Source organism: Bradyrhizobium sp. U87765 SZCCT0048, assembly GCF_018131225.1.
Lineage (GTDB): Bacteria > Pseudomonadota > Alphaproteobacteria > Rhizobiales > Xanthobacteraceae > Bradyrhizobium_A.
The window spans coordinates 138,538-163,986 of record NZ_JAFCMM010000001.1 but is presented as its reverse complement, the minus strand read 5'-3'; the positions used below and the strand labels follow the sequence as shown (position 1 = coordinate 163,986).

Annotated in this window: 17 protein-coding genes, 2 tRNA genes and 1 pseudogene; 13 read left to right on the top strand and 7 right to left on the bottom strand. The window is 66.1% G+C overall.

What is annotated here, in order from left to right:
• Positions 1-5: 5 nt before the first annotated feature.
• Positions 6-746 (top strand): amino acid ABC transporter ATP-binding protein, encoded by a 741-nt coding sequence (locus JQ639_RS00715; RefSeq protein ID WP_249123622.1) that lies wholly within the window; start codon positions 6-8, stop codon positions 744-746.
• A 39-nt stretch (positions 747-785) separates the two neighbouring features.
• On the opposite strand, the gene JQ639_RS00710 is transcribed toward JQ639_RS00715, so the two are convergent.
• From JQ639_RS00710 to JQ639_RS00695, 4 genes are all read right to left on the bottom strand, one after another.
• Positions 786-1,823, bottom strand: a complete 1,038-nt coding sequence (locus JQ639_RS00710) for a cysteine synthase A (protein ID WP_211970022.1) — start codon at positions 1,821-1,823, stop codon at positions 786-788.
• A 203-nt stretch (positions 1,824-2,026) separates the two neighbouring features.
• Positions 2,027-3,253 carry an SAM-dependent methyltransferase gene (locus tag JQ639_RS00705; RefSeq protein ID WP_211970021.1) on the bottom strand — a complete coding sequence of 409 codons (1,227 nt, stop codon included), beginning with the start codon at positions 3,251-3,253 and terminating at the stop codon, positions 2,027-2,029.
• Between the two features lie 16 nt (positions 3,254-3,269).
• Positions 3,270-4,118, bottom strand: coding sequence for a DUF1365 domain-containing protein (locus tag JQ639_RS00700; protein WP_211970020.1), 849 nt, complete (start codon positions 4,116-4,118; stop codon positions 3,270-3,272).
• Between the two features lie 5 nt (positions 4,119-4,123).
• Positions 4,124-5,431, bottom strand: a complete 1,308-nt coding sequence (locus JQ639_RS00695) for an NAD(P)/FAD-dependent oxidoreductase (RefSeq protein ID WP_211970019.1) — start codon at positions 5,429-5,431, stop codon at positions 4,124-4,126.
• Between the two features lie 389 nt (positions 5,432-5,820).
• On the opposite strand from JQ639_RS00695, the gene JQ639_RS00690 reads away from it, so the two are divergent.
• The 5 genes and pseudogenes from JQ639_RS00690 to JQ639_RS00670 all read left to right on the top strand — a co-directional run bounded on the left by JQ639_RS00690 (position 5,821) and on the right by JQ639_RS00670 (position 15,695).
• Entirely contained in the window at positions 5,821-7,287 is a 1,467-nt protein-coding gene (locus JQ639_RS00690) for an efflux transporter outer membrane subunit (RefSeq protein WP_211970018.1), read from the top strand.
• On the top strand, positions 7,277-8,668 hold the full coding sequence (locus tag JQ639_RS00685) for an efflux RND transporter periplasmic adaptor subunit (RefSeq protein ID WP_211970017.1): 1,392 nt from the start codon (positions 7,277-7,279) through the stop codon (positions 8,666-8,668). The genes JQ639_RS00690 and JQ639_RS00685 overlap by 11 nt, the downstream gene beginning before the upstream one ends.
• 24 nt (positions 8,669-8,692) lie before the next feature.
• Positions 8,693-11,824, top strand: coding sequence for an efflux RND transporter permease subunit (locus JQ639_RS00680; RefSeq protein ID WP_211970016.1), 3,132 nt, complete (start codon positions 8,693-8,695; stop codon positions 11,822-11,824).
• Positions 11,821-14,912, top strand: a pseudogene (locus tag JQ639_RS00675) (efflux RND transporter permease subunit). The gene JQ639_RS00680 and the pseudogene JQ639_RS00675 overlap by 4 nt, the downstream one beginning before the upstream one ends.
• 48 nt (positions 14,913-14,960) lie before the next feature.
• The gene (locus tag JQ639_RS00670) at positions 14,961-15,695 is read left to right on the top strand and encodes a tRNA-uridine aminocarboxypropyltransferase (protein WP_211970015.1); all 735 of its coding nucleotides are present in this window, start codon (positions 14,961-14,963) and stop codon (positions 15,693-15,695) included.
• Between the two features lie 22 nt (positions 15,696-15,717).
• Here JQ639_RS00670 and JQ639_RS00665 read toward each other — a convergent pair whose 3' ends face one another.
• Positions 15,718-16,758, bottom strand: a complete 1,041-nt coding sequence (locus tag JQ639_RS00665) for an acyltransferase family protein (RefSeq protein WP_211970014.1) — start codon at positions 16,756-16,758, stop codon at positions 15,718-15,720.
• 151 nt (positions 16,759-16,909) lie between these two features.
• Here JQ639_RS00665 and JQ639_RS00660 point away from each other — a divergent pair.
• The 3 genes from JQ639_RS00660 to JQ639_RS00650 all read left to right on the top strand — a co-directional run bounded on the left by JQ639_RS00660 (position 16,910) and on the right by JQ639_RS00650 (position 17,592).
• A tRNA-Cys gene (locus JQ639_RS00660) sits at positions 16,910-16,983 on the top strand.
• Positions 16,984-17,081: 98 nt separating this feature from the next.
• A tRNA-Asn gene (locus JQ639_RS00655) sits at positions 17,082-17,156 on the top strand.
• Between the two features lie 187 nt (positions 17,157-17,343).
• Positions 17,344-17,592, top strand: a complete 249-nt coding sequence (locus JQ639_RS00650) for a PilZ domain-containing protein (RefSeq protein WP_211970013.1) — start codon at positions 17,344-17,346, stop codon at positions 17,590-17,592.
• 258 nt (positions 17,593-17,850) lie between these two features.
• Here the strand turns inward: JQ639_RS00650 and JQ639_RS00645 are convergent, their stop codons facing one another.
• A complete protein-coding gene (locus tag JQ639_RS00645; RefSeq protein ID WP_211970012.1) occupies positions 17,851-18,234 on the bottom strand; it encodes a hypothetical protein in 384 nt (127 codons plus the stop codon).
• A 279-nt stretch (positions 18,235-18,513) separates the two neighbouring features.
• On the opposite strand from JQ639_RS00645, the gene JQ639_RS00640 reads away from it, so the two are divergent.
• The 4 genes from JQ639_RS00640 to JQ639_RS00625 all read left to right on the top strand — a co-directional run bounded on the left by JQ639_RS00640 (position 18,514) and on the right by JQ639_RS00625 (position 24,803).
• On the top strand, positions 18,514-19,167 hold the full coding sequence (locus JQ639_RS00640; RefSeq protein WP_211970011.1) for a protein-L-isoaspartate O-methyltransferase family protein: 654 nt from the start codon (positions 18,514-18,516) through the stop codon (positions 19,165-19,167).
• 244 nt (positions 19,168-19,411) lie between these two features.
• On the top strand, positions 19,412-20,809 hold the full coding sequence (locus tag JQ639_RS00635; RefSeq protein WP_211970010.1) for a TolC family outer membrane protein: 1,398 nt from the start codon (positions 19,412-19,414) through the stop codon (positions 20,807-20,809).
• A gap of 201 nt (positions 20,810-21,010) precedes the next feature.
• Positions 21,011-21,724 (top strand): PopZ family protein, encoded by a 714-nt coding sequence (locus JQ639_RS00630; protein ID WP_211970009.1) that lies wholly within the window; start codon positions 21,011-21,013, stop codon positions 21,722-21,724.
• A 217-nt stretch (positions 21,725-21,941) separates the two neighbouring features.
• Positions 21,942-24,803, top strand: a complete 2,862-nt coding sequence (locus tag JQ639_RS00625) for a valine--tRNA ligase (RefSeq protein ID WP_211970008.1) — start codon at positions 21,942-21,944, stop codon at positions 24,801-24,803.
• Positions 24,804-24,824: 21 nt separating this feature from the next.
• Here JQ639_RS00625 and JQ639_RS00620 read toward each other — a convergent pair whose 3' ends face one another.
• A complete protein-coding gene (locus tag JQ639_RS00620) occupies positions 24,825-25,424 on the bottom strand; it encodes a DNA-3-methyladenine glycosylase (RefSeq protein WP_211970007.1) in 600 nt (199 codons plus the stop codon).
• Positions 25,425-25,449 lie beyond the last annotated feature (25 nt).

Sequence of the window (25,449 nt, the reverse complement as noted above, 5' to 3'; positions counted from 1 at the left end):
CCTTCATGACCGCTGAACCGATCGTGACCATCGCAGGCCTGAACAAGTGGTTCGGCGAATTCCACGTGTTGCGCGACATCGGCCTCGACGTCACGGCTGGTGAGCGTATCGTGATCTGTGGGCCGTCGGGCTCCGGCAAATCGACCTTGATCCGCTGCATCAACGCGCTGGAGGAATTCCAGGAAGGCCGTATCGTCGTCAACGGGATCGCTCTCGGCCCGAACCTGCGCCGCGTCGACGAGGTGCGCCGCGACGTCGGCATGGTGTTCCAGAGCTTCAACCTGTTTCCGCACCTGACCGTGCTCGACAACTGCACGCTGGCGCCGATCTGGGTGCGTCACATGCCGCGCAAGGATGCCGAAGCGGCGGCGATGAAATACCTCGAGCGCGTCCGCATCCCCGACAAGGCAGACAAGTATCCGGGGCAACTGTCCGGCGGTCAGCAGCAGCGCGTGGCGATCGCCCGCGCGCTGACCATGAATCCGAAGGTGATGCTGTTCGACGAGCCGACGTCCGCCCTCGATCCCGAGATGGTCAAGGAGGTGCTCGACACCATGGTCGACCTCGCCGGCGAAGGCATGACCATGCTGGTTGTGACCCACGAGATGGGCTTTGCGCGCGAGGTCGCCAATCGCGTGGTGTTCATGGATGCCGGCCAGATCATCGAGACGAACACGCCGCAGGAATTCTTCGCCAACCCGCAGCACGCGCGGACGAAACTGTTCCTCAGCCAGATCCTGCGCTAGCAGCGCCGATGGGACGTTCGCCCCGGCGCGAGGCGAACGTCAGATCTTCTCGTAGGGGACGCTCAGCGTGCTGCGCCGCTCCAGCCATTCCGGCACCGGCAGGTTCTTGGCGCGCATGAATTCCGGATTGAACAGCTTGGACTGGTAGCGCGTGCCGTAGTCGCAGAGCACGGTGACGATGGTGTGCCCCGGGCCGAGATCCTTTGCGAGCCGAATGGCACCGGCGACGTTGACGCCGGTCGAGCCGCCGAGGCACAGCCCCTCGTGCAGCAGCAGGTCAAAGATCAGCGGCACGGCTTCGGTGTCCGGGATCTGGTAGGCGGCGTCCACGACCGCGCCCTCAAGGTTGGCGGTGACGCGGCCCTGGCCGATGCCCTCGGTGATCGAGGAGCCTTCGGCCTTGAGCGTGCCCGTGGTGTAATAGGAGAACAGCGCCGAGCCCAGCGGATCGGCGAGGGCGATGCGAATGTCCTTGTTTCTGGCCTTGAGGCCGAGCGAGACACCGGCCAGCGTACCGCCGGAGCCGACAGACGCCACGAACCCGTCCACCTTGCCGTCGGTCTGCTGCCAGATCTCGACGGCGGTGGTCTCGATGTGAGCTTCACGGTTGGCAACGTTGTCGAACTGGTTGGCCCAGACCGCGCCGTTCGGCTCGCTCCGGGCGAGTTGCTCGGCGAGGCGGCCGGACAGCTTCACGTAGTTGTTGGGATTGGCATAGGGAACCGCGGGGACCTCGACCAGCTCGGCGCCGCACAACCGCAGCATGTCCTTCTTTTCCTGGCTCTGCGTCTCCGGGATCACAATCACGGAGCGGAAGCCCAGCGCGTTGGCGACCAGCGCCAGCCCGATGCCGGTATTGCCGGCCGTACCTTCGACGATGACGCCGCCCGGCTTGAGCGCGCCGCGGCGCACCGCATCCTGGATGATATAGAGCGCAGCGCGGTCCTTGACCGACTGTCCCGGATTCATGAATTCGGCCTTGCCCAGGATGGTGCAGCCGGTGATCTCCGACGCATGCTTGAGCTTGATGAGCGGCGTATTGCCGATCGCTTCGACGACACCGTTATGAATGGGCATGATGGAACGCGGGCCTTGGACGCTTCGGGATCGATTCAAGCCCGAACCCTAGAGCATTTTGCCGCCGAGGGGAAACCCGCCCGGTGAAGGGGCGAATACCGGAGGGCCGTGAACGGCTGTCGAGGCCTCGGCGAATTTCGCAATGCCGAATTTCAGGCCTTCGTGAGGAGCAAGCCTTGGCGAGACACAGGTCTGCGCGCAGATCAGGTTTTGGCGAAGATGACCTGGCGGACGTCGATGTTGCCGGAGAGAAAGCCGGCCTCGCAGTAGGCGAGGTAGTATTCCCACAACCGGCGGAAGCGCTCGTCGAACCCCTGCGGTGTCAGGTCCGGCCATGCGGCACGAAAATTATCCCGCCATGTCGCCAGCGTCCGAGCATAATCTTGCCCGAAAATCCGTTCGCGAATGACAGGAATGCCAAACCGCTCACCCAGAGCTTTCAGCACCGCAGGCGAGGGCAGCATCCCGCCGGGAAAGACGTAGCGCTGGATGAAATCGACCTCGCGGCGATAGGCGTCGAAGAAGCGGTCCTGGATGGTGATCGCCTGGATGCCGGCAAGGCCGCCCGGCAGCAGGCGATCGCGCAACTGCGAGAAGTAGCGCGGCCAGAACGCCTCGCCGACTGCCTCGATCATCTCGATGGAGGCGATGCGATCATACTGGCTACGCTCGTCGCGGTAGTCCTGCAGCCGGATCTCGACCTGCTCGCCAAGGCCCGCCTCATGAATGCGCTTGCGCGCGAAATCGAACTGCTCGCGGCTGATGGTCAGCCCGACCACCCGGGCGCCGAAATGCTTGGCGGCATATTCGGCGAAGCCACCCCAGCCACAGCCGATTTCCAGCACCTGTTGACCTGGTTTGAGATCGATGCCTTCGGCGAGGCGGTGGTACTTGTTGTGCTGGGCCGCGGTCAGGTCGCTGGCGCCGTCCTCGAAAAGCGCTGAGGAATACGTCATGCTGGAATCCAGCCACGACGAGTAGAACGCGTTGCCGATGTCGTAGTGCGCATGGATATTGCGCCGCGCCTGCGAGCGCGTGTTGCGATTGAACCAGTGGCGGACGGCCTGCACCACGCGCATCCATGGCTTGTTGCCAAGCATCGCCTGGATCAGATCGTGATTGACGCAGAAGATGTAGAGGAACTGGGTCAGGTCCGGCGTATCCCACTCGCGCCGCAGATAGGCTTCGGCGATGCCGATGTCGCCGCCATTGAGCAGGCGCCAGGCAAAGGCGTGATCGTGGATGGTCATCTGCGCCGCTGGGCCGGGCTCCAGCCCGCCGAACCGCACTTGCCGGCCGTCGGGAAGCGTCACATCGAGCGTGCCACGCCGCAGCCGCGACGCGAAGCCGAACGCAAGGCGCGTCAGCCTTGGCAGGTCGGGCAGCGTTTCGGAGACGTTGTCCGGGGTGAGAACGATCGGCTCGGGCATTCCAGAATCCAGCGCATCACAACGGCTCCGGGTCCGGATGCAGCACGTGTCCATGCCGCCGATCGGGCTGCCCAGAGCCACCATCCGCCCGAGTCCGCGGAACAAGCCTCGCCCCTTTGATCCAAAGACGCAAGGCCTCCCAGTGGATGGCCGCGATGATTTTGATGGTCACCAGCGGCAGTCCGACGAACGCGCCGAGCAGGCTCCAGCCGCTCAGGCGCCGCCGCTGCCCGCTGAAGGTGGCGGCGAGCAGGGGGCCATCGGGGTCGGTTTCCAGAATGCGCAGCCGCACCCTATCGGCGGGCGGTACAATGCGAAAATGATACCGCATCGCCATGCCGATGAACGGTGACACATAAAACATCTTGTCTTGCTGCTGGCGCACTCCTGCCGCGGTGTGCTCGCCAGGCCGTACCGGCACGACGTAGGCATGCATCTCGCCAAACGTATTGCGCACCTCGTAGATGAGCAGCGCGAGCCGGTCCGCAGCGTCGCGGCAGAAATAGACCGAGAGCGGATTGAAGGTGAAGCCGAGGAGGCGCGGATAGCACAGCAGTTCGATCCGCCCACCGGTCAGGTCGACGCCGTGCTCGCGGGCGCGCCGGCGGGCATAGGCCGCAAGCGATCCGCCATCGCGGTCGCCGTGATCGCGCTCATGGAAACTGTACAGCGCGCGGCGATTGACGCCGAACAGCGCCGATTGCCGGTCGGCCTCGGCGAGACGGTCGAGATCGACGAGGAGGCTCATGACACGGTAGCTGAAGCGGTGGCCAACAGGACGCAGCCGCGCGTGCATGACATCGCCGCGATAGAGGCTTGCGGCGTCTGGCACCTTCGGATCGCCATGGCCGGTGTGATCTGCCATCGGCGCTACTCCGCGGCCTCCGCCAGTGCCGGCGTCCGCCAGGAGGTCGTCCCCCCAAGCGCCTGCGCGACGGCAAGACCCGACGTCAGCCCGTCCTCATGGAAGCCGTAACCGGTCCAGGCGCCGCAGAACCACGTGCGGCGCGGCCCCTGGATCTCGGCCAGCCGTGACTGGGCGGCGAATGCCCGCGCGTCGAACTGGGGATGGTCGCACAGGTAGCGGCCGAAGGTGAGGGCCGGGTCGGGTGCAAACGGCGGGTTCAGGCTGACAAACAGCGGCTTGTCGACGTCGATACCCTGCAGGCGGTTCATCCAGTAGGTCACGGCGACATCGTTCAGCGGCGCGCCTTCGCGCGGCCAGCGCAGGAAGTTCCATGACGCCCAGGCACCCCGCCGACGCGGCATCAGGCGGGGATCGCGGTGCAAGTAGACGATGTTGGGCGCGTAGCGGATATCGCCGAGAATACCTTGCTCCTGCGGTGAGGGATCGGCCAGCAAGCGCAGCGCCTGGTCGCTGTGGGCGGCGATCACGACATGATCGTAGGTTTCGCGATGGCCGTGGCAGTCATGAACGATCACGCCATGCGGCTTGCGTTCGATCTCGGCCACGGCGCAACCGAGCCGCAAGTGATCGCGAAACGCCGCCGTCAGCCGCTGCACATAGTTGATGCTGCCGCCCTTTACCGTGCGCCAGACCGGACGATCGGCGTGCAGCAGACGATGATTGTTGAAGAACGTCACGAAGTTCGCCGCCGGGAAATCCATCATCCGGTCCGCCGGCGCCGACCAGATCGCCGCGCCCATCGGCGTCAGATAGTCCGTCAGCAGCCGCCGCGAGAAGCGGCGCCACGCGAAGTAGTCGCCGAGGCTGAGACCGTTCAGGCGACCGGCCTGAAGGTCTTCCACGCTGACGCGGTTGAAGGTCAGGATGTCGCGGAGCATCCACAGATAGGATGGCGACAGCAGATTGGATGGCTGCGCGAACAAGCCTGCGGCGGTCGTCGCCCAAGTGTCGCCGCCGCCTTTCCATTCAAAGCGCCCGCCATCGGCGGAGACGGAGAAGCTCATGCAGCTCTCGACCGTCTCGACACCGAGCTGTCCGAACAGCGCGGTCAGCTCGGGATAGTTGAGAGTATTGTAGACGATGAACCCGATATCGACGGCGATCGGGATGCCATCGTAGTCGACGGTGACCGTGTGGCTGTGACCACCGGCGCGCAGTTCGCGCTCGTAAACCGTCACCGGGTAGCGGCGGGACAAAGCCCATGCCGCCGCACTGCCCGCAATGCCGGTACCGATCACCGCGATTCGCATAAGGACGCCCCCGAAATTGTTGCCTGCAGCCAGCTACGGCACCCCTCCGGTTCCGGTTTCAGCGCAGCGAACGCCGATCAGGGGAATTTTTCTCGTCCCGGCAATGTTTTGAGCCCGGGACAACGCCGTTGATGGCTGGGCGAGGGCGTGCCGGCGGGGTAGGGTGCACGCCCGATCGGGGCGGTAGACCCGACCCGCACGGGTTGGTCACGCCTGCACCCGAATCATCGGTTTCAGATGTGGTCATACGCGCAAAAGTGCGCCAAAGACGTGGACCCCTCGCTGCCCAGCCGCCATCTATGCCAGTTGCGTCCGACGAACCCAGTTCCCGACCTGTATCGCCTGCTCCCATGGAGCGGGGCCGACCGTCAGCAGGCCGCGATGGCGCAATGATTCTGAAGACAACTGCCGGGCATCACGGCCGGCGGCTGATTGCGCGGCTTGGCTTCGTCGCCGCCCTTGCGGTGACAGCGGCCGGTTGCATCCTCAAGGCGGACCTGCCCGATCCCGCTCTCGATGTGCCGCAAGGCTACAGGTTTGCCGCCCGCGGCGAGGCCGCCGAGGCGGCGCCCCCGGCGCTCGACTGGTGGCGTGCGTTCCGCTCGCCCGAGCTGACGGCACTGATGGAAGCGGCGCAGACCGCCAATCTCGATATCGCCGCGGCGACCGCGCGCATCGTCCAGGCCGACGCCCAGGCGCGTCTCGCCGGCGCGGCGCTGCTGCCGACGTTAAACGGAACCGCGCAGGACACCCGATCGAAGTCATCGGGTGCAAGCTCCAGCGGCCTTACCAATATCGGGCGGAACGTCACCACCTATTCGGCGTCGCTGAGCGCCAGCTACGAGATCGATTTCTGGGGCAAGAACCGCGACGCCACGCTGGCCGCCGAGGAGACCGCGAACGCCAACCGCTTCGACCGCGACGTCATCGCCCTGACGACCTACGCGGCCGTCGCCAACGCCTATTTCCTGGTGCTGTCGTCGCAGGACCGCATTCGTATCGCCCAGCGCAACATCGCCAGCGCCCAGCGTATCTACGACGCCATCAAGCAGCGGCTCGACGCAGGCACCATGAGCGATCTCGACCTCGCCCAGCAGGCGAGCGTGCTCGCAACCCAGCAGGCCGCGGTGCCGCAACTGCGCCAGACCCTTGAGCAGAACGTCAACGCGCTGGCGACGCTGGTGTCGCGACCGCCGGAAAGTGTCCGCGTCGCGGGCGGCTCCCTGGCCCGTCTGGCCGTGCCCCGTGTGACGCCGGGCCTGCCGTCCGAGCTCCTGACCCAGCGCCCGGACATCCGCCGCCAGGAAGCGGATCTTGCCTCGGCCACCGCCAATGTCGGCAACGCCCGCGCGCAATTCTTCCCGAGTATCCAGCTGACGGCCCAGGGCGGCTACCAGAGCGCGGCGCTGGCGGCGCTGTTCACCCCGAATGCGGTATTTTACAGCATCGCCGCCAGCGCGACCCAGCCGATCTTCGATGGCGGCCGCAACCTCGCCAACTTCGACTACCAGAAGGCGCGTCAGGACGAACTGCTGCAGACCTACCGCAAGACCGTGGTGTCCGCATTCGCCGACGTCGACAATGCCCTGATCGCGATCAAGCAGACGAGCGAACGTCTGCGCCTGCAGACCGCCGCCGAGGCGGCCTCGCGGCGCGCCTTCGACCTGTCCGAGCAGCGGCTGCGGGCGGGCACGATCGATATCGTGACGCTGCTGAACACCCAATTGACGCTGTTTCAGGCCGAGGACACTTTGGCGCAGGCACAATTGGCCCGTCTCCAGGCCATCGTCAGTCTCTATCAGGCCTTGGGGGGAGGCTGGTTACCGAAAATGGAAGGGCCGGTTGATGCTCTTTAAGCCCGAACTGAAGGACGCGGCGAAAGCGGCCGGCGACGGTGTCGCGGGGGTCGCGTCGCGGGCGCGACGGCGAACCGTCTCGATTGCCATCGCGCTGCTGATCGTCGGCGGCCTCGGCTATCTCGCCTGGGGATACCTGCAGCAGACCCGCACGGCGGCGACGCGTAGCCGACCGGATCTTGCGGTCCCGGTGCTGGCCGCAGCACCCAAAGTCCAGGACGTGCCGGTCTATCTCGACGGCGTCGGCACCGTGAAGGCCCTCAATACGGTCACCGTACGCGCCCAGGTCGACGGCAAGCTGCTGGCGGTCAATTTCCGGGAAGGCCAGGACGTCAAGGCCGGCGACGTGCTCGCCGAGATCGATCCTGCGATCTACCAGGCGCAATACGACCAGGCCGTCGCGAAGAAGGCCCAGGACGAAGCCCTGCTGTCCAATGCCCGCATCGACCTCGTGCGCTACGAGCAGTTGGCGGCCTCCAAGGCCGGGCCGACCCAGCAGGCCGACACCCAGCGCGCGCTTGTGGCGCAATATGAAGCCCAGGTGAAGCAGGACCAGGCCGCGATCGATAATGCCAAAACGACACTGGGCTACACCAAGGTGGTCGCGCCACTCAGTGGCCGGGCCGGCCTGCGCCAGGTCGACCAGGGCAACATCGTGCATGCTTCCGACACCACGGGCCTGGTGGTGATCACCCAGTTGCAGCCGATCACGGTGTGGTTCAGCCTGCCGCAGCAGCAGATCGTCCGGGTCAACGGCGCCGCGGCCAGGGGCGCGCTCGCGGTCGACGTGTTCGGCAACGACGGCCGCACCGTGGCCGACACCGGCCTGCTGCAGGGCATCGACAACCAGGTCGACCCGACGACCGGCACCGTCAAGCTCAAGGCCGAGTTTCCCAACGGCCGCTTCCAGCTGTGGCCGGGCCAGTTCGTCAATGTGCGGCTGAAGGTCGAGACACTGACCCAGGTGCTGGTGGTCCCGACGGCGGCCGTGCAGCGCGGCCCCGGCGGCACCTTCAGCTATGTCATCGGCGCTGACGACGTGGTCGCCGCGCGGCCGGTCACCGTGGTTCAGCAGGACGAGAACGAAGCGGTGGTCGCCAAGGGGCTGACGGTGGACGATCGCGTCGTCACCACGGGCTTCGCCAACCTCGCCGATGGCGTCAAGGTCGTGGTCGGCAAGGACGACCAGACTGTCGCGCCGGACCTCGCGCCGCGGCGCCGCCAGAGCAAGGGCGGCGGCGAGCGCCAGGGCAGCAAGGGCAGCGGACAAGGTCAGCCCGGCCAGCGCGGTGAAGGCGGATCTGCCGCGCCCGGCGCCGGCAACAGCCAGGGGGCGAAGCAGGGGGGAGATGCCGGGGGCAGCCCGAAAGCCCCACAATAGCGATCCGTCTGAAAGCGCCGCGCCATGAGCGTCTCCGAACCCTTCATCCGTCGACCGATCGCCACCTCGCTGCTCGGCATTGCCCTGCTGATCGGCGGTGCGCTCGGTTATTGGGCGTTGCCGGTCTCGGCATTGCCGCAGGTCGACTTCCCGACCGTGCAGGTGACGACGCAGTTGCCTGGCGCAAGCCCCGACGTCACGGCATCGCTGATCACCGCGCCGCTCGAACGGCAGCTCGGCCAGATCCCGTCGCTGGCGTCGATGACCTCGACGAGTTCATTCGGCGTCAGTCAGATCTCGCTGCAGTTCGATCTCAACCGCGACATCGACGGCGCGACCCAGGACGTCCAGGCCGCGATCAACGCCGCCGCCGGCATCCTGCCGAAAAACCTGCCTTATCCGCCGACCTACGCCAAGGTCAATCCGGCCGACGCCCCGGTCGTAACGCTGGCGCTGACGTCGGACACCGTCTCGATCCGCGCGATGAGCGACATCGCCGATACCATGATGGCGCAGCGCCTCGCGCAGATCACCGGTGTCGGCCGGGTTTCCGTACTCGGCGGCCTCAAGCCGGCGGTGCGCATCCAGGCGGACCTCGCGCGCCTCGCCGCCTACGGCATCGGCATGGAGGACCTGCGCACCGCCATCGCAGGCGCCAACGTCTCCGGTCCCAAGGGCTCGCTCGACGGCACCCAGCAGGCCTACACCATCGCGGCCAACGACCAGATCGCGGTCGCCGATGCCTACAAGCCGATCATCATCGCCTACCGCAACAACGCGCCGGTGACGATCGGCGACGTCGCCACCATCGTCGATGGCCTGGAGAACGACCGTACCGGCGGCTGGTTCCAGGGCGCGCCCGCGGTGGTCATCAACATCCAGCGCCAGCCCGGCGCCAACGTCATCGACGTGGTCCAGCAGATCCAGGCTGAAATCCCGCGGCTGCAGCGCGCGATCCCTGCGGGAGTCAAGCTGACCGTGGTCAGCGACCGCACCGTCACCATCCGCGCCTCGGTGCGCGACGTGCAGTTCACGCTCGTGCTCAGCGTCATCCTGGTCACGCTCGTGGTGCTGCTGTTCCTGCGCTCGCTGCGTGCGACCATCATCGCAGGCGTCGCGCTGCCGCTGTCACTGGTCACGAGCTTCGGCATCATGTGGTTTGCCGGCTTCAGCCTCGACAATCTGTCCCTGATGGCGCTGACCATCGGCACCGGCTTCGTGGTCGATGACGCCATCGTGATGATCGAAAACATCGTCCGCCACATGGAGGACGGCGAGAGCGCGATGGAGGCGGCGCTGCGCGGCGCCCGCGAAATCGGCTTTACCGTGATCTCCCTGACGGTGTCGCTGATCGCCGTGTTCATTCCGCTGCTGTTCATGTCCGGCCTCGTCGGCCGCATGTTCCGTGAATTCGCCCTGACGCTGACCATCGCGGTCGTCACCTCCGCCGTGGTGTCGCTGACGCTGACGCCGATGATGTGCTCGCGGATGCTCAAGCGGCATGGCGAGGAATTCGCGATACCGGGACTTGCGACCATCAGCGGCTGGATCGACCGCAGTGTCGAATTCTATCACCGCACGCTGCTGTGGGTGCTTCGCCACCAGCGCATGACCCTGGTCGTGACCTTTGTGACGCTGCTGGCGACGCTCGGACTCTACATGGTGGCGCCCAAGGGCTTCCTGCCGCTGCAGGACACTTCGTCGATCACGGCCGTGACGGAAGCCGGCCCCGACGTTTCGTTCGCCGAGATGCACAAGCGCCAGACCGAGGTCACCCGGCTGATCCAGGCAGATCCGGACGTCACCGGCGTAGTCTCGGTGATCGGAGCGGGCTCCGTCAACCCGACGACCAATGTCGGGAGCGTTGTGGTGACGCTGAAGCAGCGCGACGCGCGCAAGGCCGGCATCACCGCGGTGATCCAGCGGCTGAAGGACAAGGTCGCGACCGTGCCCGGCATGACGGTTTATTTCCAGCCGGTGCAGGACATCCAGATCAGCACCCGCACCAGCCGCTCGCAGTATCAGTACACGCTGACCGCCAGCGACGCCAAGGAGGTCGCCACCTGGTCGAGCCGGCTGGTCCAGGAACTGCGGCGCGACCCGATGTTCCGTGATGTATCGTCGGAAGCCCAGGACGGCGGCCTGCGGGCCGCGCTCGACATCGACCGTTCTCGCGCCGGCCAGCTCGGCGTGTCACTGCAGGCCGTCAACGACACCCTCAACGATGCCTTCAGCCAGCGCCAGGTCTCGACCATCTACGGCCAGGCCAACCAGTATCGCGTCGTGCTGGAGGCGCTGCCGCAGGACCAGCGCGATCCCACGGTGCTGTCGCGCCTCTATGTTCCCGGCGCTGCGGGGGCCCAGGTGCCGATCTCGGCGATCGCGACGTTGCAGCGGACGACGGCGCCGCTCGCGATCTCGCATCAGGCCCAGTTCCCGGCCGCGACGCTGAGCTTCAACCTTGCCCCGGGCGTCGCGCTCGGCGACGCGGTCGCGGCGGTGACTGCGACCGAGACACGCATCGGCATGCCCTCGAACATCACCGGGATGTATTCCGGTGATGCCGCCGAGTTCGCCCGCTCGCTTGCCGGGCAACCCTGGCTGATCCTGGCCGCGATCGTGACCATCTACATCGTGCTCGGCGTGCTCTACGAGAGCTACATCCATCCGATCACCATCCTGTCGACGCTGCCGTCCGCCGGCGTCGGCGCGATCCTCGCGTTGATGCTGTGCGGCGAGGACCTGTCGGTGATCGGACTGATCGGCATCATCCTGCTGATGGGCATCGTCAAGAAGAACGCCATCATGATGATCGACTTTGCGCTGGAGGCCGAGCGCCACAGGGGCATGTCGTCCTATGACGCAATCGTTCAGGCCTGTCTGCTGCGCTTCCGCCCGATCATGATGACGACGCTGGCGGCACTGTTCGGCGCGCTGCCGCTGGCGCTCGAGAGCGGCACCGGCGCAGAGCTGCGCTTTCCGCTCGGCATCTCCATCATCGGTGGCCTGATCCTCAGCCAGATGCTGACGCTTTACACCACGCCGGTGATCTATCTCGCCCTCGACCGTATCAACCGGCGGATCGAGAAAGCGGTGCCGCCCACACCCGAGCCGCCGCCGCCGCCGATCGCCGGGGTGACCGAAGGGGTGCAGTGATGTCACTCTCGGAGCCGTTCATCCGCAGACCCGTCGGAACGACCCTGCTGGCGATCGGCCTGTTCCTGGTCGGGCTGGTCGCCTACCAGAACCTGCCGGTGGCGAGCGTTCCCAATGTCGACTTCCCGATGATCCGGGTATCGGCGTCGCGTCCCGGCGCCGATCCTGCCGTGATGGCGGCGACCGTCGCGGCGCCGCTGGAGCGCCGCCTCGGTGAAATCGCCGGTATCGACCAGATCACGTCGACCAGTTCGCTGGGGTCGACCAGCATCCAGTTGCAGTTCGCCATCGGACGCAACATCGACAAGGCGGCCCGCGACGTCCAGGCGGCGATCAATGCCTCGCTCGCCGATCTGCCGACCGACCTGCCGTCGCTCCCCAACTTCCGCAAGGCCAACTCCGCCGCTGCGCCGGTGTTCATTCTGGCGCTGACCTCCAAGACGCTGTCGCCGAGCGCGATCTACGACGTCGCCGATACCGTGATCGCCCAGCGCCTTGCCCAGGTGCCGGGGGTCGGCGAGGTCACGGTGAGCGGCGCCGACCAGCCAGCGGTCCGGATCCAGCTCAACCCGGTGCTGCTGGCCAATGCCGGCATCGCCACCGACGACGTCCGCACCGCCATCATCAATGCCAACGCGCTTGGACCGGTCGGCACGTTCGACGGCGGTCGCCAGGCCGAGACCATCAGCATCAATCCGCAGATGCGGACGGCCGCCCAGTTTCGCAACATCGTCATCAAATCGTCGACCGGCAATTTCGTACGGCTGTCCGACGTCGCCACCATCATCGATGCCACGCGCAGCAGCCGTTCCATCGCCTGGTTCAACAAGCAGCCGGCGGTGCTGCTGCAGATCACCAAACAGGGCGACGCCAACGCGTCATCGACACCGTCGACCGCATCAAGGCGCTGATCCCCGAACTCAAGCAGTGGATCCCCGCGGGGGTCGAGGTCTCCGTGCTGACCGACCGGACCGGGACCATCCGCGCCAGTGTCGAGGATATGGAGTGGACGCTGGGCGCGACCGTGGTTCTGGTCATGGTGGTGGTGTTCATCTTCCTGCGCCGGGGCACGCCGACCATCGCAGCCGGCATCTCGGTGCCGCTGGCGCTGGCCGGCACCTGCGCCGGCATGTGGCTCGCCGGCTTCTCGATCGACAACCTGTCGCTGATGGCGCTGGCGATCTCGGTTGGCTTCGTCGTCGACGATGCCATCGTCATGATCGAGAACATGTACCGCAACCTGGAACATGGCATGAAGCCATACCAGGCTGCGCTCGAAGGCGCGAAGCAGATCGGCTTCACCGTGCTGTCGATCAGCCTGTCGCTGATCGCGGCGTTCACCCCGCTGATCTTCATGGACGGCATCGTCGGCCGGCTGCTGCGCGAGTTCTCGCTGACGCTGACCTTCGCGATTATCGTCTCGACGCTGGTGTCGCTGACCGTTACGCCGATGATCTGCGCCCACTACATCAAGGCTACGGTCGCGACCGACGAAACCTGGTTCGATCGCCTGGTCGAGGGCACGTTGTCGCGAACGCTGCGCTTCTACGAGCGCACGCTGCATGTCGTCCTGCGCTTTCCCGTGCTGACGCTGCTGGTGTTCTTCACCACCATCGGCCTCACGGCAATGCTCTATGCCAAGGTGCCAAAAGGCTATTTCCCGGTCGACGACAGTGGCTTCATCTTCGGCTCGACGCGAGCCTCGGCCGACATCTCATTCCAGTCGATGCTGAAGCTGCAGCAGCAGGTCGCCGATGTGGTGATGGCGGACCCGACCGTCGCCAGTATCGGCTCGACGCTCGGCGGCAGCAGCGGCTCCAACCGCGGCAACATGTTCATCAGCCTCAAGCCCATCGAGGAGCGCGACGGGCTGTCGACACAGCTCGTCATCGATCGCCTGCGCCGCGAGCTCGGCAAGATTCCCGGCATCCGGCTGTTCATGGTCGCGGCCCAGGACATCCGCGCCGGCGGCCGGCAGAGCGATTCCGACTATCAGTACACATTGATCAGCGCCGATCTCGACCTGCTGCAGAAATGGGGGCCGATCATTGCCAAGCGCATGGAGACGGTCGAAGGCATCACCGATATTTCCTCCGACAGCGATCCCGGGGGCCTGCAGCTCAACCTGTCGATCGATCGCAAGACCGCTGCGAGCCTCGGAGTGCAGGTGCAGGACATCGACAATGCGCTGAACAACGCGTTCTCGCAGCGGCAGATTTCTGTCGTCTACACCCAGCGCAACCAGTACCAGGTGGTGCTGGAGATCGATCCCCGCTTCCAGCAGGACCCCGGCGACCTCGAGCACATCTACGTCGCCGGCGCCAACGGCACGCAGGTGCCGCTGTCGGTGCTCGTGCACAAGGAACGTGGCCTTGCGCCGCTCGCCGTGCGTCACTCGGCGTCGTTCCCCTCGACGACCGTGTCTTTCAACCTGCTGCCCGACGTGCCGCTGGAGACCGCGACCGCGAACATCACGCAGGCGGTCGGCGAACTGCATATGCCCGAGGGCATCCGCGGCAGCTTCGACGGCAATGCCGGCGACAGCCAGAAGACCGCCGGCCGGCAGCCGCTGCTGGTCCTCGGCGCGCTGATCGCCGTCTACATCGTGCTCGGCGTGCTCTATGAGAGCCTCGCACATCCGCTGACCATCATCTCGACGCTGCCGCCGGCGGGGCTCGGCGCGCTGCTGGCGCTGCTGATCACCAACACCCAGCTCACGGTCATCGCCTTCATCGGCATCATCCTACTGATCGGCATCGTCAAGAAGAACGGCATCATGATCGTGGATTTCGCGCTGGAGGGCGAACGCCACCGCACGCTGTCGTCGCGCGACGCGATCTTCGAGGCCAGCCTGGCGCGCTTCCGTCCGATCATCATGACCACGATGGCGGCGCTGCTGGCCGCGGTGCCGCTGGTGGTCGCGACGGGGCCGGGCACGGAGCTGCGCCGGCCACTCGGCATCACCATCATCGGCGGCCTTGTCGTTTCCCAGATCCTGACACTCTACACCACGCCGGTGATCTACCTGCTGATCGACCGCCTCCGCCGGCGCGGCGAGCCGGAACCGGCGGCCGCACCGGCCGAATGAGGGGACGTGGCGGTTGCCGCGGCAGGCGGCGCGGCGTATAGCCGGCCAATGTCCGATACGCCCACGACCACGCCGGCCCCGGCCGCAGATGCCATTCCCGACTGCCCGCGCTGCGGCAAGCCGCTGCCCCTGTGCATCTGCGAGCAGGTCAAGCCACTCGAAAACCGCCTGCAGGTCCTGATCCTGCAGCATCCCCAGGAGCAGGACCGCCTGCTCGGAACGGCCCGGCTGACGGCGCTGCATTTCCCCGACGCCGTGCTCAAGATCGGCCTGTCATGGCCGAGCCTGTCGAAGATTCTCGGCCGGACGGTCGATCCGTCGCAGTGGGCCGTTCTCTATCTCGGCTCATCCAAGGTCGCCGATCTCGACGTCGGCGACGATGAGGTCGTGGTGCTCGACCGCAAGGGCCAGCCCGAGCCGGACCAGCGCAGCATTCTCCGCGATATCGAGGGCGTGATCCTGCTCGACGGCACCTGGAGCCAGGCCAAGGCGCTGTGGTGGCGCAACGCCTGGATGCTGAAGTGCCAACGCGTGATCCTGGGGCCGCCGAACCCGTCGCTGTACGGCAAGCTGCGCCGCGAACCGCGGCGCGACGGCCTGTCGACGCTGGAGGCGGCCGCCATGCTGATCAGCCGCCTGGAGCGCCGACCGGACATCGAAACGACGCTGCTCGACAGCTTCCGCGCGCTGCTGGCGCGCTATCGCGAGGTCCAGGCAGAGCAGCCCGAGGTCATCCCGCCGCCCAAACCCAAGCGCGACTGGCGGCGAGGGCGCCGGCGGTAGCAACGCGCCGGCATCGCGACCGTCATTCCGCCGCGGCCGCGACCGGGGAGCCGCCGAACCGGCCCCGGATCCACTTGCGCAGCGGCGTCTCGATGAGATGGAAACTCGCGGTCGCCATCAACGCGGTGACCGCGAACCCGATCAGCACGGTCGCCCCGAGCCCCAGCCCGAGCCGGTCGACATGCGGCAACACATACGGCAGCGACACGAACTGGTAGATATAGATGCCGTAGCTGATCTCGCCGAGATAGACGAGCGGGCGCCATTCGAGCCAGGCCGGACGATACGCGGCGGCGTAGTGGATGATGGCGAGATAGAGCGGCACGGCGACGACGTTGAGAAACGTCAGGTTGATGCTCGAAAGGCCGGCGAAACACAGGGCGAGATAGGCCACACCGCTGGCAGCGACATAGGCGATCTTCGGCTGCAGCACCGCCTGCCGCCAGGCGCACGCCAGCACCATGCCGCCAACAAATTCGGCGAGCCGATAGGGCGGCGAGGCGTAGTAGAGCCACATCATCTCCGGCTGGGGAATGATCCGCTGAACGAGCCCCGGTACGAAGGCGACGAGCCAGCACAGTCCCAGCAGCAGCGTCCAGCGCCTGCGGTCGCCTTCGAATGCCTTCGCCAGAGGAAGGATCAGCGGAAACAGCGCATAGAAGAACATCTCGACCGAGAGCGACCACGATCCGCCGTTGATGCCAACGGGGATGAGATTCGGAAACCAGGCCTGGATCATCGTGACGTTGGCCGCGAGATTGAGCAGCTGCACCGATCCGGGGCTGTCGGCGACGATCAGCGGATAGGCCAGCACGAACGCCAGCGCGTAGGCCGGGTAGATCCGCGCGATTCGCGCCACCACGAACGCGCGATAGCTCGGCAGGCGTTCCCAGTACCGGACGGTCAGCACGAATCCCGACAGGATGAAAAAGAACGACATCCCGGTGAAGCCGCTGTGCACGACCTGGCGGATGACCGGGGGAAATTCATGGCTGCGGCCGATGTGAAAGAGAAAGACGTAGAGGGCCGCGAAGAAACGCAGGGAGGTGAGGGAATTGATCATTCACGAGCGATGGCGCGGACCAGCGGGCCATGTCAAATGCTCAGGCACGCAGAAACGTTCCATACACAGCGACCCTCCACAATTCTTGCCACGCCGGTGGCAGGCGGGATTGCATAAGTGCCTGTGCCCCTGTAACAAGTCGCGTTCATGGGGCCACGTGGCGGAGTGGTTACGCAGCGGTCTGCAAAACCGTTTACACCAGTTCAATTCTGGTCGTGGCCTCCATGAATTTGCTGGGGTTTGAGCACATTTCAGCAAATTTCCTGCTAGGCAATCCGCCGGGGCTTTGTTATACGCGGCCCCGCTGACACTGTCCGGCATGTTCCTCGGTAGCTCAGTGGTAGAGCAACCGGCTGTTAACCGGTTGGTCGCTGGTTCGAATCCGGCCCGAGGAGCCACAATCTCAGCAAAACAACCCCACATTCAAAGCGTTACCGCCTGATCCGAAAGCGAATTCTGCGCTTTTGCCGGGCTTTTTCAGCATATTGTCGGCAGCGCAGCAGGCGGTATTTAATAACCGTATGGAATGGTCCCCGGCAGCCGCCGATCCCTTCCGCTTCCCGCCGCCTCGTTCCGATTCTGCCCGTGATCCAGCAACGCCGATTCGCCCGCGTGAAGCCTTCCGGCCCTATGAGCCGGACCGCCAAGATCATTCTCGACGCCAAGAGCGCGCCGATCGACTGCGGCGTCATCGACTATTCGGCAGGCGGCGCTTGCCTCGACGTCTTTAACGCGGCCGCGCTGCCGAGGCGCTTCGAACTGCTTTATGCAGGCACCCGCAAGAAGTGCAGGGCCGTCTGGACCGCGGGTCGCCGCGTCGGCGTATCGTTCTAGATGGACGGCCGGCGCCACCTTCGGTGGCGCTGAACGAACCGCGCCGCGATCCCGACCAATGCCGTGCAAGCGTGGCCATCTGCCACGCCGCCGGCGTCGCGCCGATGTCGAGGCCAACAGCAACTGCGTCGAGCGATCCGAGCTCGTCGGCGGCGGGACGCCGATGAGCGAGCGCTACACCGCCCCGATACAACCCGGGTGCGCGGCGACCGCCGCCGCCCGTCGGCCCGAAGGCATCGGCCTCATGAGGTCCGACACCTACCATCGCCACTCGCCCTCGTCGGTCCAGCGCGAGCGGAAGCCGAGCAGACGGTGCCAGGCGGTGACGATCTGATCGAAGCCTGCTGCGGCGTTGCACATCGCGTCGCGCCGCCAACGGCCGAAACGCGCGACCTCGCCGACGGTGCTCTCGATGGCAAATGGCAGAAGCTGCAGGCTTTGCGACGGATCGGAGACCGCCGCGCGATTCGCGATCAGCTCGCGCTCGAGGCGTCCGTAGATCACGCACGATGTGCTGGCGTAGGTGTGCCTTTCGGTGTCAGCGATGACACGGGCGTCGTCCGGAGGCGGATCGACGCGGTAGACGAACATCAGCGCCAGCACGGCGATGCCGGCGAACAGCGTGACGAGAAATACCGTCACGCGATCGTCTATCTTCCCGACGGCGGTAGCCGGCATGGCGGAAGGCCCTGAAAATGGCGCATCGACATGAACGAACTTCTGTAAAATTAGCCAATCCTATCAAGGCCTGAAGGGAGGCGCGAGCCTGATTTTACGGTCGCCGTGCCAGCTCCGGCCGCACGGGCGGGACATGTTGCGTTTTGCCGGCCATTGTCTCAAAGATGACCGCGATCCGGCGGCCCGGATCACCGCTCGCGTGACCGCCCGACCTGCGCCGCCCCAAGCCTTGAGGATGCCTCGATGACGAATTTTGCCAGCGCCCGGCGCAAGATGGTTGATGGCCAGGTCCGCACCAACGACGTGACCGACCTGCGGATCATCGACGCCATGCTGGAGGTGCCGCGGGAGGCCTTCGTCCCTGACGCCCAGCGCGCGATGGCCTACCTTGATCTCGACATCGACGTCGGCAGCAAGCGCTACCTGATCAAGCCGGTTGTCATCGCCAAGATGCTGCAGGCGGCGGACATCGCGTCGAGCGACCGGGCGCTCGTCGTCGGCTGTGCCAGCGGCTATGCCGCGGCAATCGCCGGCCGACTCGCGGCGGAGGTCGTTGCGACGGAAGCCGATCCAGCCCTGGCGGCGACTGCCACGGCTGCGCTCGCGGCGGTAGGGGCCGGCAACGTCACCGTGGTGGCCGCCGAAGCCGCCGCCGGCGCGCCCGACAAGGCGCCTTACGACGTCATCGTGCTCGACGGTGCGACCGAGGTCGCGCCCGAGCGTCTCTACGAGCAACTGGTCATGGGCGGCCGGCTGGTGGGTGTTTTCGCCACGGAACAACCGCCGCGGGTGGAGATCGTGACGCGGTCGCCCGGGGACTTTGGAAACCGTCCACTTTTCGACGCTTACGCCCCGATTCTGCCAGGGCTCGAACGACCGGCGGCGTTCGTCTTCTGACGAACCCCTTCGATTCCCCATTAAAAATCAGAAGTGTGGCCCGGATGCCCCATCGGCAAAGTTTCCGGTGACTGGATCGGAGAGGGGGATTTCACGCCTTTGCGGGCGCGCCTATGTTGGTCACCAAAGACTCGGGACAAAAAGACTCGCTCCTAACGAGTTGGGACACCCGAGTGATCTCGTTCCGACGCGCCCCGACCGGCGCGGGGAATGGGTGGCGTCGGTTATGGATGGAAAATCGCGAATGTTGCGTCTGAACGTTGTCACCGGAGCTGCTGTGGCGGCTCTTCTGCTGAATTGCGCGACCACGGCGCCGGTTCTGGCCGACACCATGGAAGCCGCTCTGGTGCGCGCCTATCAGAACAATCCGCAGCTCAATGCGCAGCGCGCATCGGTACGCGTGACGGACGAGAACGTTCCTCAGGCGCTGTCGGGCTATCGCCCGAAGGTCGCGCTCTCCGCGAACGGTGGCTACCAGTATACCGACGCGACCAGCAATAACGGTCCGGGCACTCCGAGCGGCACGCTGCGCGGCACCACCGTGCCCCACGGCGTCGGCGGCACCATCACGCAGACGCTCTACAACGGTCAGCAGACGGCCAATCGCACCCGCGCGGCGGAAAGCCAGGTGTCGTCCGCCCGTGAAGGCCTGCGCGTGCTCGAGCAGACCGTGCTGCTGTCGGCCGCGACCATCTACATGGATTACCTCCGCGACTCGGCGATCGTCGAAGTCCAGCGCAGCAACACCCGCGTGCTCGAGCAGACGCTCAAGCAGACGCAGGACCGCTTCAATGTCGGCGAGGTCACCCGGACCGACGTCGCGCAATCGGAAGCCCAGCTTGCGGCCGGCCGCACCGCGCAGCTCGCTGCCGAAGCGACGCTCGTTACCACCCGCGCGAACTTCCGCCAGATCATCGGCAACGATCCGGTCAATCTCGCGGCCGCGAGCCCGGTCGATCGCTTCCTGCCGTCCACGCTTGTGCAGTCGTTCGATATCGGGCTCACCGAGAACCCGAACATCACCGCGGCGATGTACGGCATCGATGTCAGCTTCCTCAACGTCAAGGTCGCCGAGGGCGCTTTGTTCCCGACGCTGACGCTGCAGGGCGCCGTGCAGCAGGCCTATGAGACGACGCTGGTGCAGCCACATGCCTTCACGGCGAGTGTCACCGGCCAGCTCACCGTGCCGGTCTATCAGGGCGGCTCGGAATATTCGCTGATCCGCCAATCGAAGGAAACGCTGGCGCAGCAGCGCCTCAACCTCGATCAGGTGCGAAACCAGGCGCGCGCGACCATCGCGCAGGCCTGGGGCCAGTTGCAGGCGACCAAGTCCCAGGTGATATCGGCGCAGGCCCAGGTCACCGCATCGGAGACCGCGCTGAACGGCGTGCGCGAAGAGGCGCGCGTCGGCCAGCGCACCACGCTCGACGTCCTCAACGCACAGCAGGCGCTGGTCAATGCGCGCAACTCGCTGGTCACGGCGCAGCACGATCGCGTTGTTGCTTCCTACAGCGTGCTGAGCGCGGTGGGCCGGCTGTCGCCGACGGTGCTCAAGCTCAACACCACGATCTACGATCCGAGCGTGCACTATCAGCAGGTGCGTGACAGCTGGATCGGCGTGCGGACGCCGGACGGTCGCTGACGAGGACACAAGTCCCAGCACTGTTTGTGACGAAAGGGGCCGCGCAAGCGGCCCTTTGCTTGCAATCACTTGTTCGCATGACATACCTTTTCGGAGGGATACGAAGCGATTCGAGCCGGAATAGGCGTGCGGCCGTCGCGATGGACAGATGAGTTCCGCCGGAGTGGACGCCGTTCAGGGCGTGGTGATGTGGGGTCGGCGATGACGCAACCGGCAAAGGCGCAAGAGCCCTCGATGGAGGAAATTCTCGCGTCCATCAGGCGCATCATCGCCGACGACGAATCCAAGCCCGCCGGGACGCAAGCGGCTGCACCTGAGCCGAAGCCCGAGCCACCGCGTGCCGCTGCTCCCAAAGCTCCGCCGCCGCGCCCTGCGGTCGTCGAGGCGCCGCCGGCACCCAAGCCTGCAACGCCGCCACCAGCGGCGAAGAACAGCCAGGAAGACATCGACGCGATGCTCGCCGGTCTCGATGCCGAGACCTCGCAGGCCGAGATCCGTGCGCCTGAACCTGCACCTGTCGCCGACGTGTTCGAGCTGACCGAGCAGATGGCGATGCCCGATCCGCCGCCGGCGAAGCCGGCTCCGTCGTTCCAGAAGGTTGATCCACCGGACGACATCGAATTCACGGAGCCGCGCCCCGCCGCGCGCGAATACCAGACCCCGCCACCGGCACCGCCGTCTTTTGCAAGCGAACCGGCGCCACGCGAGCTGATGTCGCAGAACACCATGGCGTCGGTCGAGTCGGCCTTCAACGCGCTCGCCAACACCGTACTCAGCAACAACGCCCGCACGTTGGAAGATCTCGTCAAGGAGATGCTCCGGCCGCTGCTGAAATCCTGGCTCGACGACAACCTGCCGAGCATGGTCGAGCGGATCGTCCGGGCGGAAATCGAGCGGGTCTCCCGCGGCCGCTGAGCCGCAGCCGCACGACAGCCGCCATCGCGGGGCCCGCTCGGCATCTGCGGCGTTGACTTCCCCCGCCCGGGCGGGTTTCTAGTGCATCCGAAGATCGTTGCGCCGCACCAGCGGCGACACCTAACCAATTGTTTGGCATGCCTTTTTAGGCTGAGCCGGACCGATCGAACGGCCGTGCGCACCGCCGGCCGCGATCCGCAGACCTGATTGTGTGGCCATGATTGAGAAAACCTACCAGCCCGCCGACATCGAGAGCCGTATCGCCAAGGCCTGGGACGAGGCCGGAGCGTTCAAGGCCGGCCGCGCCGATCGCAAGGACGCCGATCCCTTCACCATCGTCATCCCGCCGCCGAACGTCACCGGCTCCCTGCACATGGGCCATGCCCTGAACAACACCCTGCAGGACGTGCTGTGCCGCTTCGAGCGCATGCGCGGACGTGACGTGTTGTGGCAGCCCGGCACCGACCACGCCGGCATCGCCACCCAGATGGTGGTCGAGCGGCAGCTGATGGAGCGGCAGGAGCCTGGCCGCCGCGCCATGGGCCGGCACAAGTTCCTCGAGCGCGTGTGGCAGTGGAAGGCCGAGTCCGGCGGCACCATCATCAACCAGCTCAAGCGCCTCGGCGCATCCTGCGACTGGTCGCGCGAGCGTTTCACCATGGACGAGGGCCTGTCGCGCGCCGTCGTCAAGGTGTTCGTCGAGCTCTACAACCAGGACTTGATCTACAAGGACAAGCGGCTGGTCAACTGGGACCCCAAACTGCTGACCGCGGTGTCCGACATCGAGGTGCAGCAGATCGAGGTCAAGGGACACCTGTGGTACCTGCGCTATCCGCTCGAAGGCCACACGTTCAATCCCGAGGATCCGTCGACCTTCATCGTGGTGGCGACGACGCGCCCTGAAACCATGCTCGGCGACAGCGGCGTTGCGGTAAACCCCGACGACGAGCGCTATCGCCATCTCATCGGCAAGCACGTCATCCTGCCGCTGGTTGGCCGGCGCATTCCGATCGTCGGCGACAGCTACTCCGATCCGGACAAGGGCAGTGGCGCGGTCAAGATCACGCCGGCGCACGACTTCAACGACTTCGAGGTCGGCAAGCGCCACAACCTCGCGCAGATCAGCGTGCTCGACCAGGAAGCGGCGCTGAACCTCACCGACAACGAGGATTACCTCCGCGGACTGCCCGAAGGCGCGGCCGAGTTCGCCGCCGAGCTCCACGGCATGGAGCGCTTCGCCGCGCGCAAGACCATCGTCGCGCGCCTCGAAAGCTTCGGCTTCCTGGAGCGCATCGAGCCCAACACCCACATGGTGCCGCATGGCGACCGCTCGGGCGTGGTGATCGAGCCGTTCCTGACCGACCAGTGGTACGTCGACGCCAGGACGCTGGCGCAGCCGGCGATCGCCGCGGTGCGCGACGGCGCCACGACCTTCGTGCCGAAGAACTGGGAGAAGACCTACTTCGAGTGGATGGAGAACATCCAGCCGTGGTGCATCTCGCGCCAGCTGTGGTGGGGCCACCAGATCCCGGCGTGGTACGGCCCGGACGGCAAGGTATTCGTCGCCGAGACCGAGGAAGAGGCCGTCGGCAAGGCGCTCGGCTACTACACCGAGCAGGAAGTGATCACACCGGAGCAGGGCCATGACATGGCGCTCGACCCGGCCAAGCGGGAGGGTTTCATCACCCGCGACGAGGACGTGCTCGACACCTGGTTCTCGTCGGCGCTGTGGCCGTTCTCGACGCTCGGCTGGCCGGACGATGACACCGACGTCAAGCGCTACTACCCGACCAGCGTGCTGGTCACCGGCTTCGACATCATCTTCTTCTGGGTTGCCCGGATGATGATGATGGGCCTGCACTTCATGAAGGACGTGCCGTTCCCGACGGTCTACATGCACGCGCTCGTTCGTGACGAGAAGGGCGCCAAGATGTCGAAGTCGAAGGGCAACGTCATCGATCCGCTCAACCTGATCGACCAGTTCGGCGCCGATGCGCTACGCTTCACGCTGGCGGCGATGGCGGCGCAGGGACGCGACATCAAGCTCGCCACCCAGCGCGTCGAAGGCTATCGCAACTTCGCGACCAAGCTCTGGAACGCGTCGCGCTTCGCCGAGATGAACGACTGTGCGCTGCCGCCGGGCTTCGATCCGGCAAACGCCAAGGAAACGCTGAACCGCTGGATCGCACACGAGACCGCCAATGCCGCCCGCGAGACCACCGAGGCGATCGAAGCCTATCGCTTCAACGACGCCGCCGGTGCCGTCTACCGCTTCGTCTGGAACGTGTTCTGCGACTGGTATCTCGAACTCGCCAAGCCGGTTCTGACCGGCCCGGACGGCGCCGCCAAGGACGAGACGCGCGCGATGGTCGCGTGGGCGCGCGACGAGATCCTCAAGCTGCTGCATCCATTTATGCCGTTCATCACCGAAGAGCTGTGGGCGGTGACCAGCAACCGCGACACGATGCTGGCGCTGGCCGCCTGGCCGCTGATCCGCAGCACGCCGGTGGTGATCGGCGCCGATCTCAGCGGCTTCCCCGACGCGGGCACACCCGCGCTGGTGTCGACCGGCGATTCGATGGACCGGCTGCGCAACGACGCCGCGGAAGCCGAGATCGGCTGGGTGGTCGATCTCGTCACCGCCATCCGTTCGGTGCGCGCCGAAATGAATATCGTGCCGGCGACGCTGACGCCGCTGGTGCTGGTCAACGCGTCGGCGGAAACGCGCGCGCGGGCGGAACGCTGGGATGGCGTGATCAAGCGGCTGGCGCGGCTGGGCGACGTCTCGTTCGCCGAGGCGATGCCCGATGGGGCGGTGCAGCTCTTGATCCGCGGCGAAGTCGTGGCGCTGCCGCTCAAGGGCGTGATCGACCTCGCGGCCGAGAAGACCCGCCTCGACAAAGAGCTCGCCAAGGTCGAGGCCGACATCAAGCGTGTCGATGCCAAGCTCGGCAACGCCGACTTCATGGCGCGCGCGCCCGAAGAGGTCGTCGAGGAGCAGCGCGAGAAGCGCGAAGAGGCCGTGCTGCGCAAGGCCAAGGTGATCGAGGGGCTGGAGCGGCTGAAGAGCGCGGGCTGACCGGCGGAACGGGGCGGGGGATCACCCCGCCCTGAACGGCTTGCTGAGGTAGCGCGATCCCTTCAGTCCGTAACGCCAGGGCAGCTCGGCGGCCTTGGTGATGCCGATGCGGATGCCTGCGACGATCGGCGGCTCGGTGATGCGCGCATGCAGCGCGATCGGCGGACGATCGAGCGGCAACCCGTTGTGGCGGTCGGAGATCGCCAGCGCCTCGCACAGCTTGCCCGGCCCCGAGCACAGGGCGCGCTCGTCAGGCAATCCACGCCGGCGGCGCATCGCGGCAAGGCCGTGGGTCGGCTCCAGCGCCCGGATCAGCACCGCGCTCGCCGAGCCCGCCTCCTCGCAGACAAAATTGACGCACCAGTGGATGCCATAGGAGCGGTAGACGTAGGCGAACCCGGCCGGCCCGAACATCACTGCGTTGCGCGGCGTCGGGCCGTTGTAGGAATGCGCCGCCGGCTCGGTGTGGTGATAGGCCTCGACCTCGACAATGGTTCCGCCGACGCCGTCGACCAGCAGCGTGGCCCCGATCAGATCGGGCGCTACCGCGTGGACGCTGCGGTCGAAAAAGGAGCGGCGGAGGCGGGGGCCCAGGGCGGGCGTCGTTGAATTTCGAGACATTTTCGGGGATTTGGCGGGAATTGGG

Bases quoted from the DNA above. Each gene is read 5' to 3' on its own strand.
- JQ639_RS00630 (WP_211970009.1), top strand. From the start codon at position 21,011: ATGACGCAACCGGCAAAGGCGCAAGAGCCCTCGATGGAGGAAATTCTC.
- JQ639_RS00625 (WP_211970008.1), top strand. From the start codon at position 21,942: ATGATTGAGAAAACCTACCAGCCCGCCGACATCGAGAGCCGTATCGCC.
- JQ639_RS00680 (WP_211970016.1), top strand. From the start codon at position 8,693: ATGAGCGTCTCCGAACCCTTCATCCGTCGACCGATCGCCACCTCGCTG.
- JQ639_RS00710 (WP_211970022.1), bottom strand. From the start codon at position 1,823: ATGCCCATTCATAACGGTGTCGTCGAAGCGATCGGCAATACGCCGCTC.
- JQ639_RS00705 (WP_211970021.1), bottom strand. From the start codon at position 3,253: ATGCCCGAGCCGATCGTTCTCACCCCGGACAACGTCTCCGAAACGCTG.
- JQ639_RS00685 (WP_211970017.1), top strand. From the start codon at position 7,277: ATGCTCTTTAAGCCCGAACTGAAGGACGCGGCGAAAGCGGCCGGCGAC.
- JQ639_RS00715 (WP_249123622.1), top strand. From the start codon at position 6: ATGACCGCTGAACCGATCGTGACCATCGCAGGCCTGAACAAGTGGTTC.
- JQ639_RS00670 (WP_211970015.1), top strand. From the start codon at position 14,961: ATGTCCGATACGCCCACGACCACGCCGGCCCCGGCCGCAGATGCCATT.
- JQ639_RS00635 (WP_211970010.1), top strand. From the start codon at position 19,412: ATGTTGCGTCTGAACGTTGTCACCGGAGCTGCTGTGGCGGCTCTTCTG.
- JQ639_RS00620 (WP_211970007.1), bottom strand. From the start codon at position 25,424: ATGTCTCGAAATTCAACGACGCCCGCCCTGGGCCCCCGCCTCCGCCGC.
- JQ639_RS00640 (WP_211970011.1), top strand. From the start codon at position 18,514: ATGACGAATTTTGCCAGCGCCCGGCGCAAGATGGTTGATGGCCAGGTC.
- JQ639_RS00690 (WP_211970018.1), top strand. From the start codon at position 5,821: ATGATTCTGAAGACAACTGCCGGGCATCACGGCCGGCGGCTGATTGCG.
- JQ639_RS00695 (WP_211970019.1), bottom strand. From the start codon at position 5,431: ATGCGAATCGCGGTGATCGGTACCGGCATTGCGGGCAGTGCGGCGGCA.
- JQ639_RS00665 (WP_211970014.1), bottom strand. From the start codon at position 16,758: ATGATCAATTCCCTCACCTCCCTGCGTTTCTTCGCGGCCCTCTACGTC.
- JQ639_RS00700 (WP_211970020.1), bottom strand. From the start codon at position 4,118: ATGGCAGATCACACCGGCCATGGCGATCCGAAGGTGCCAGACGCCGCA.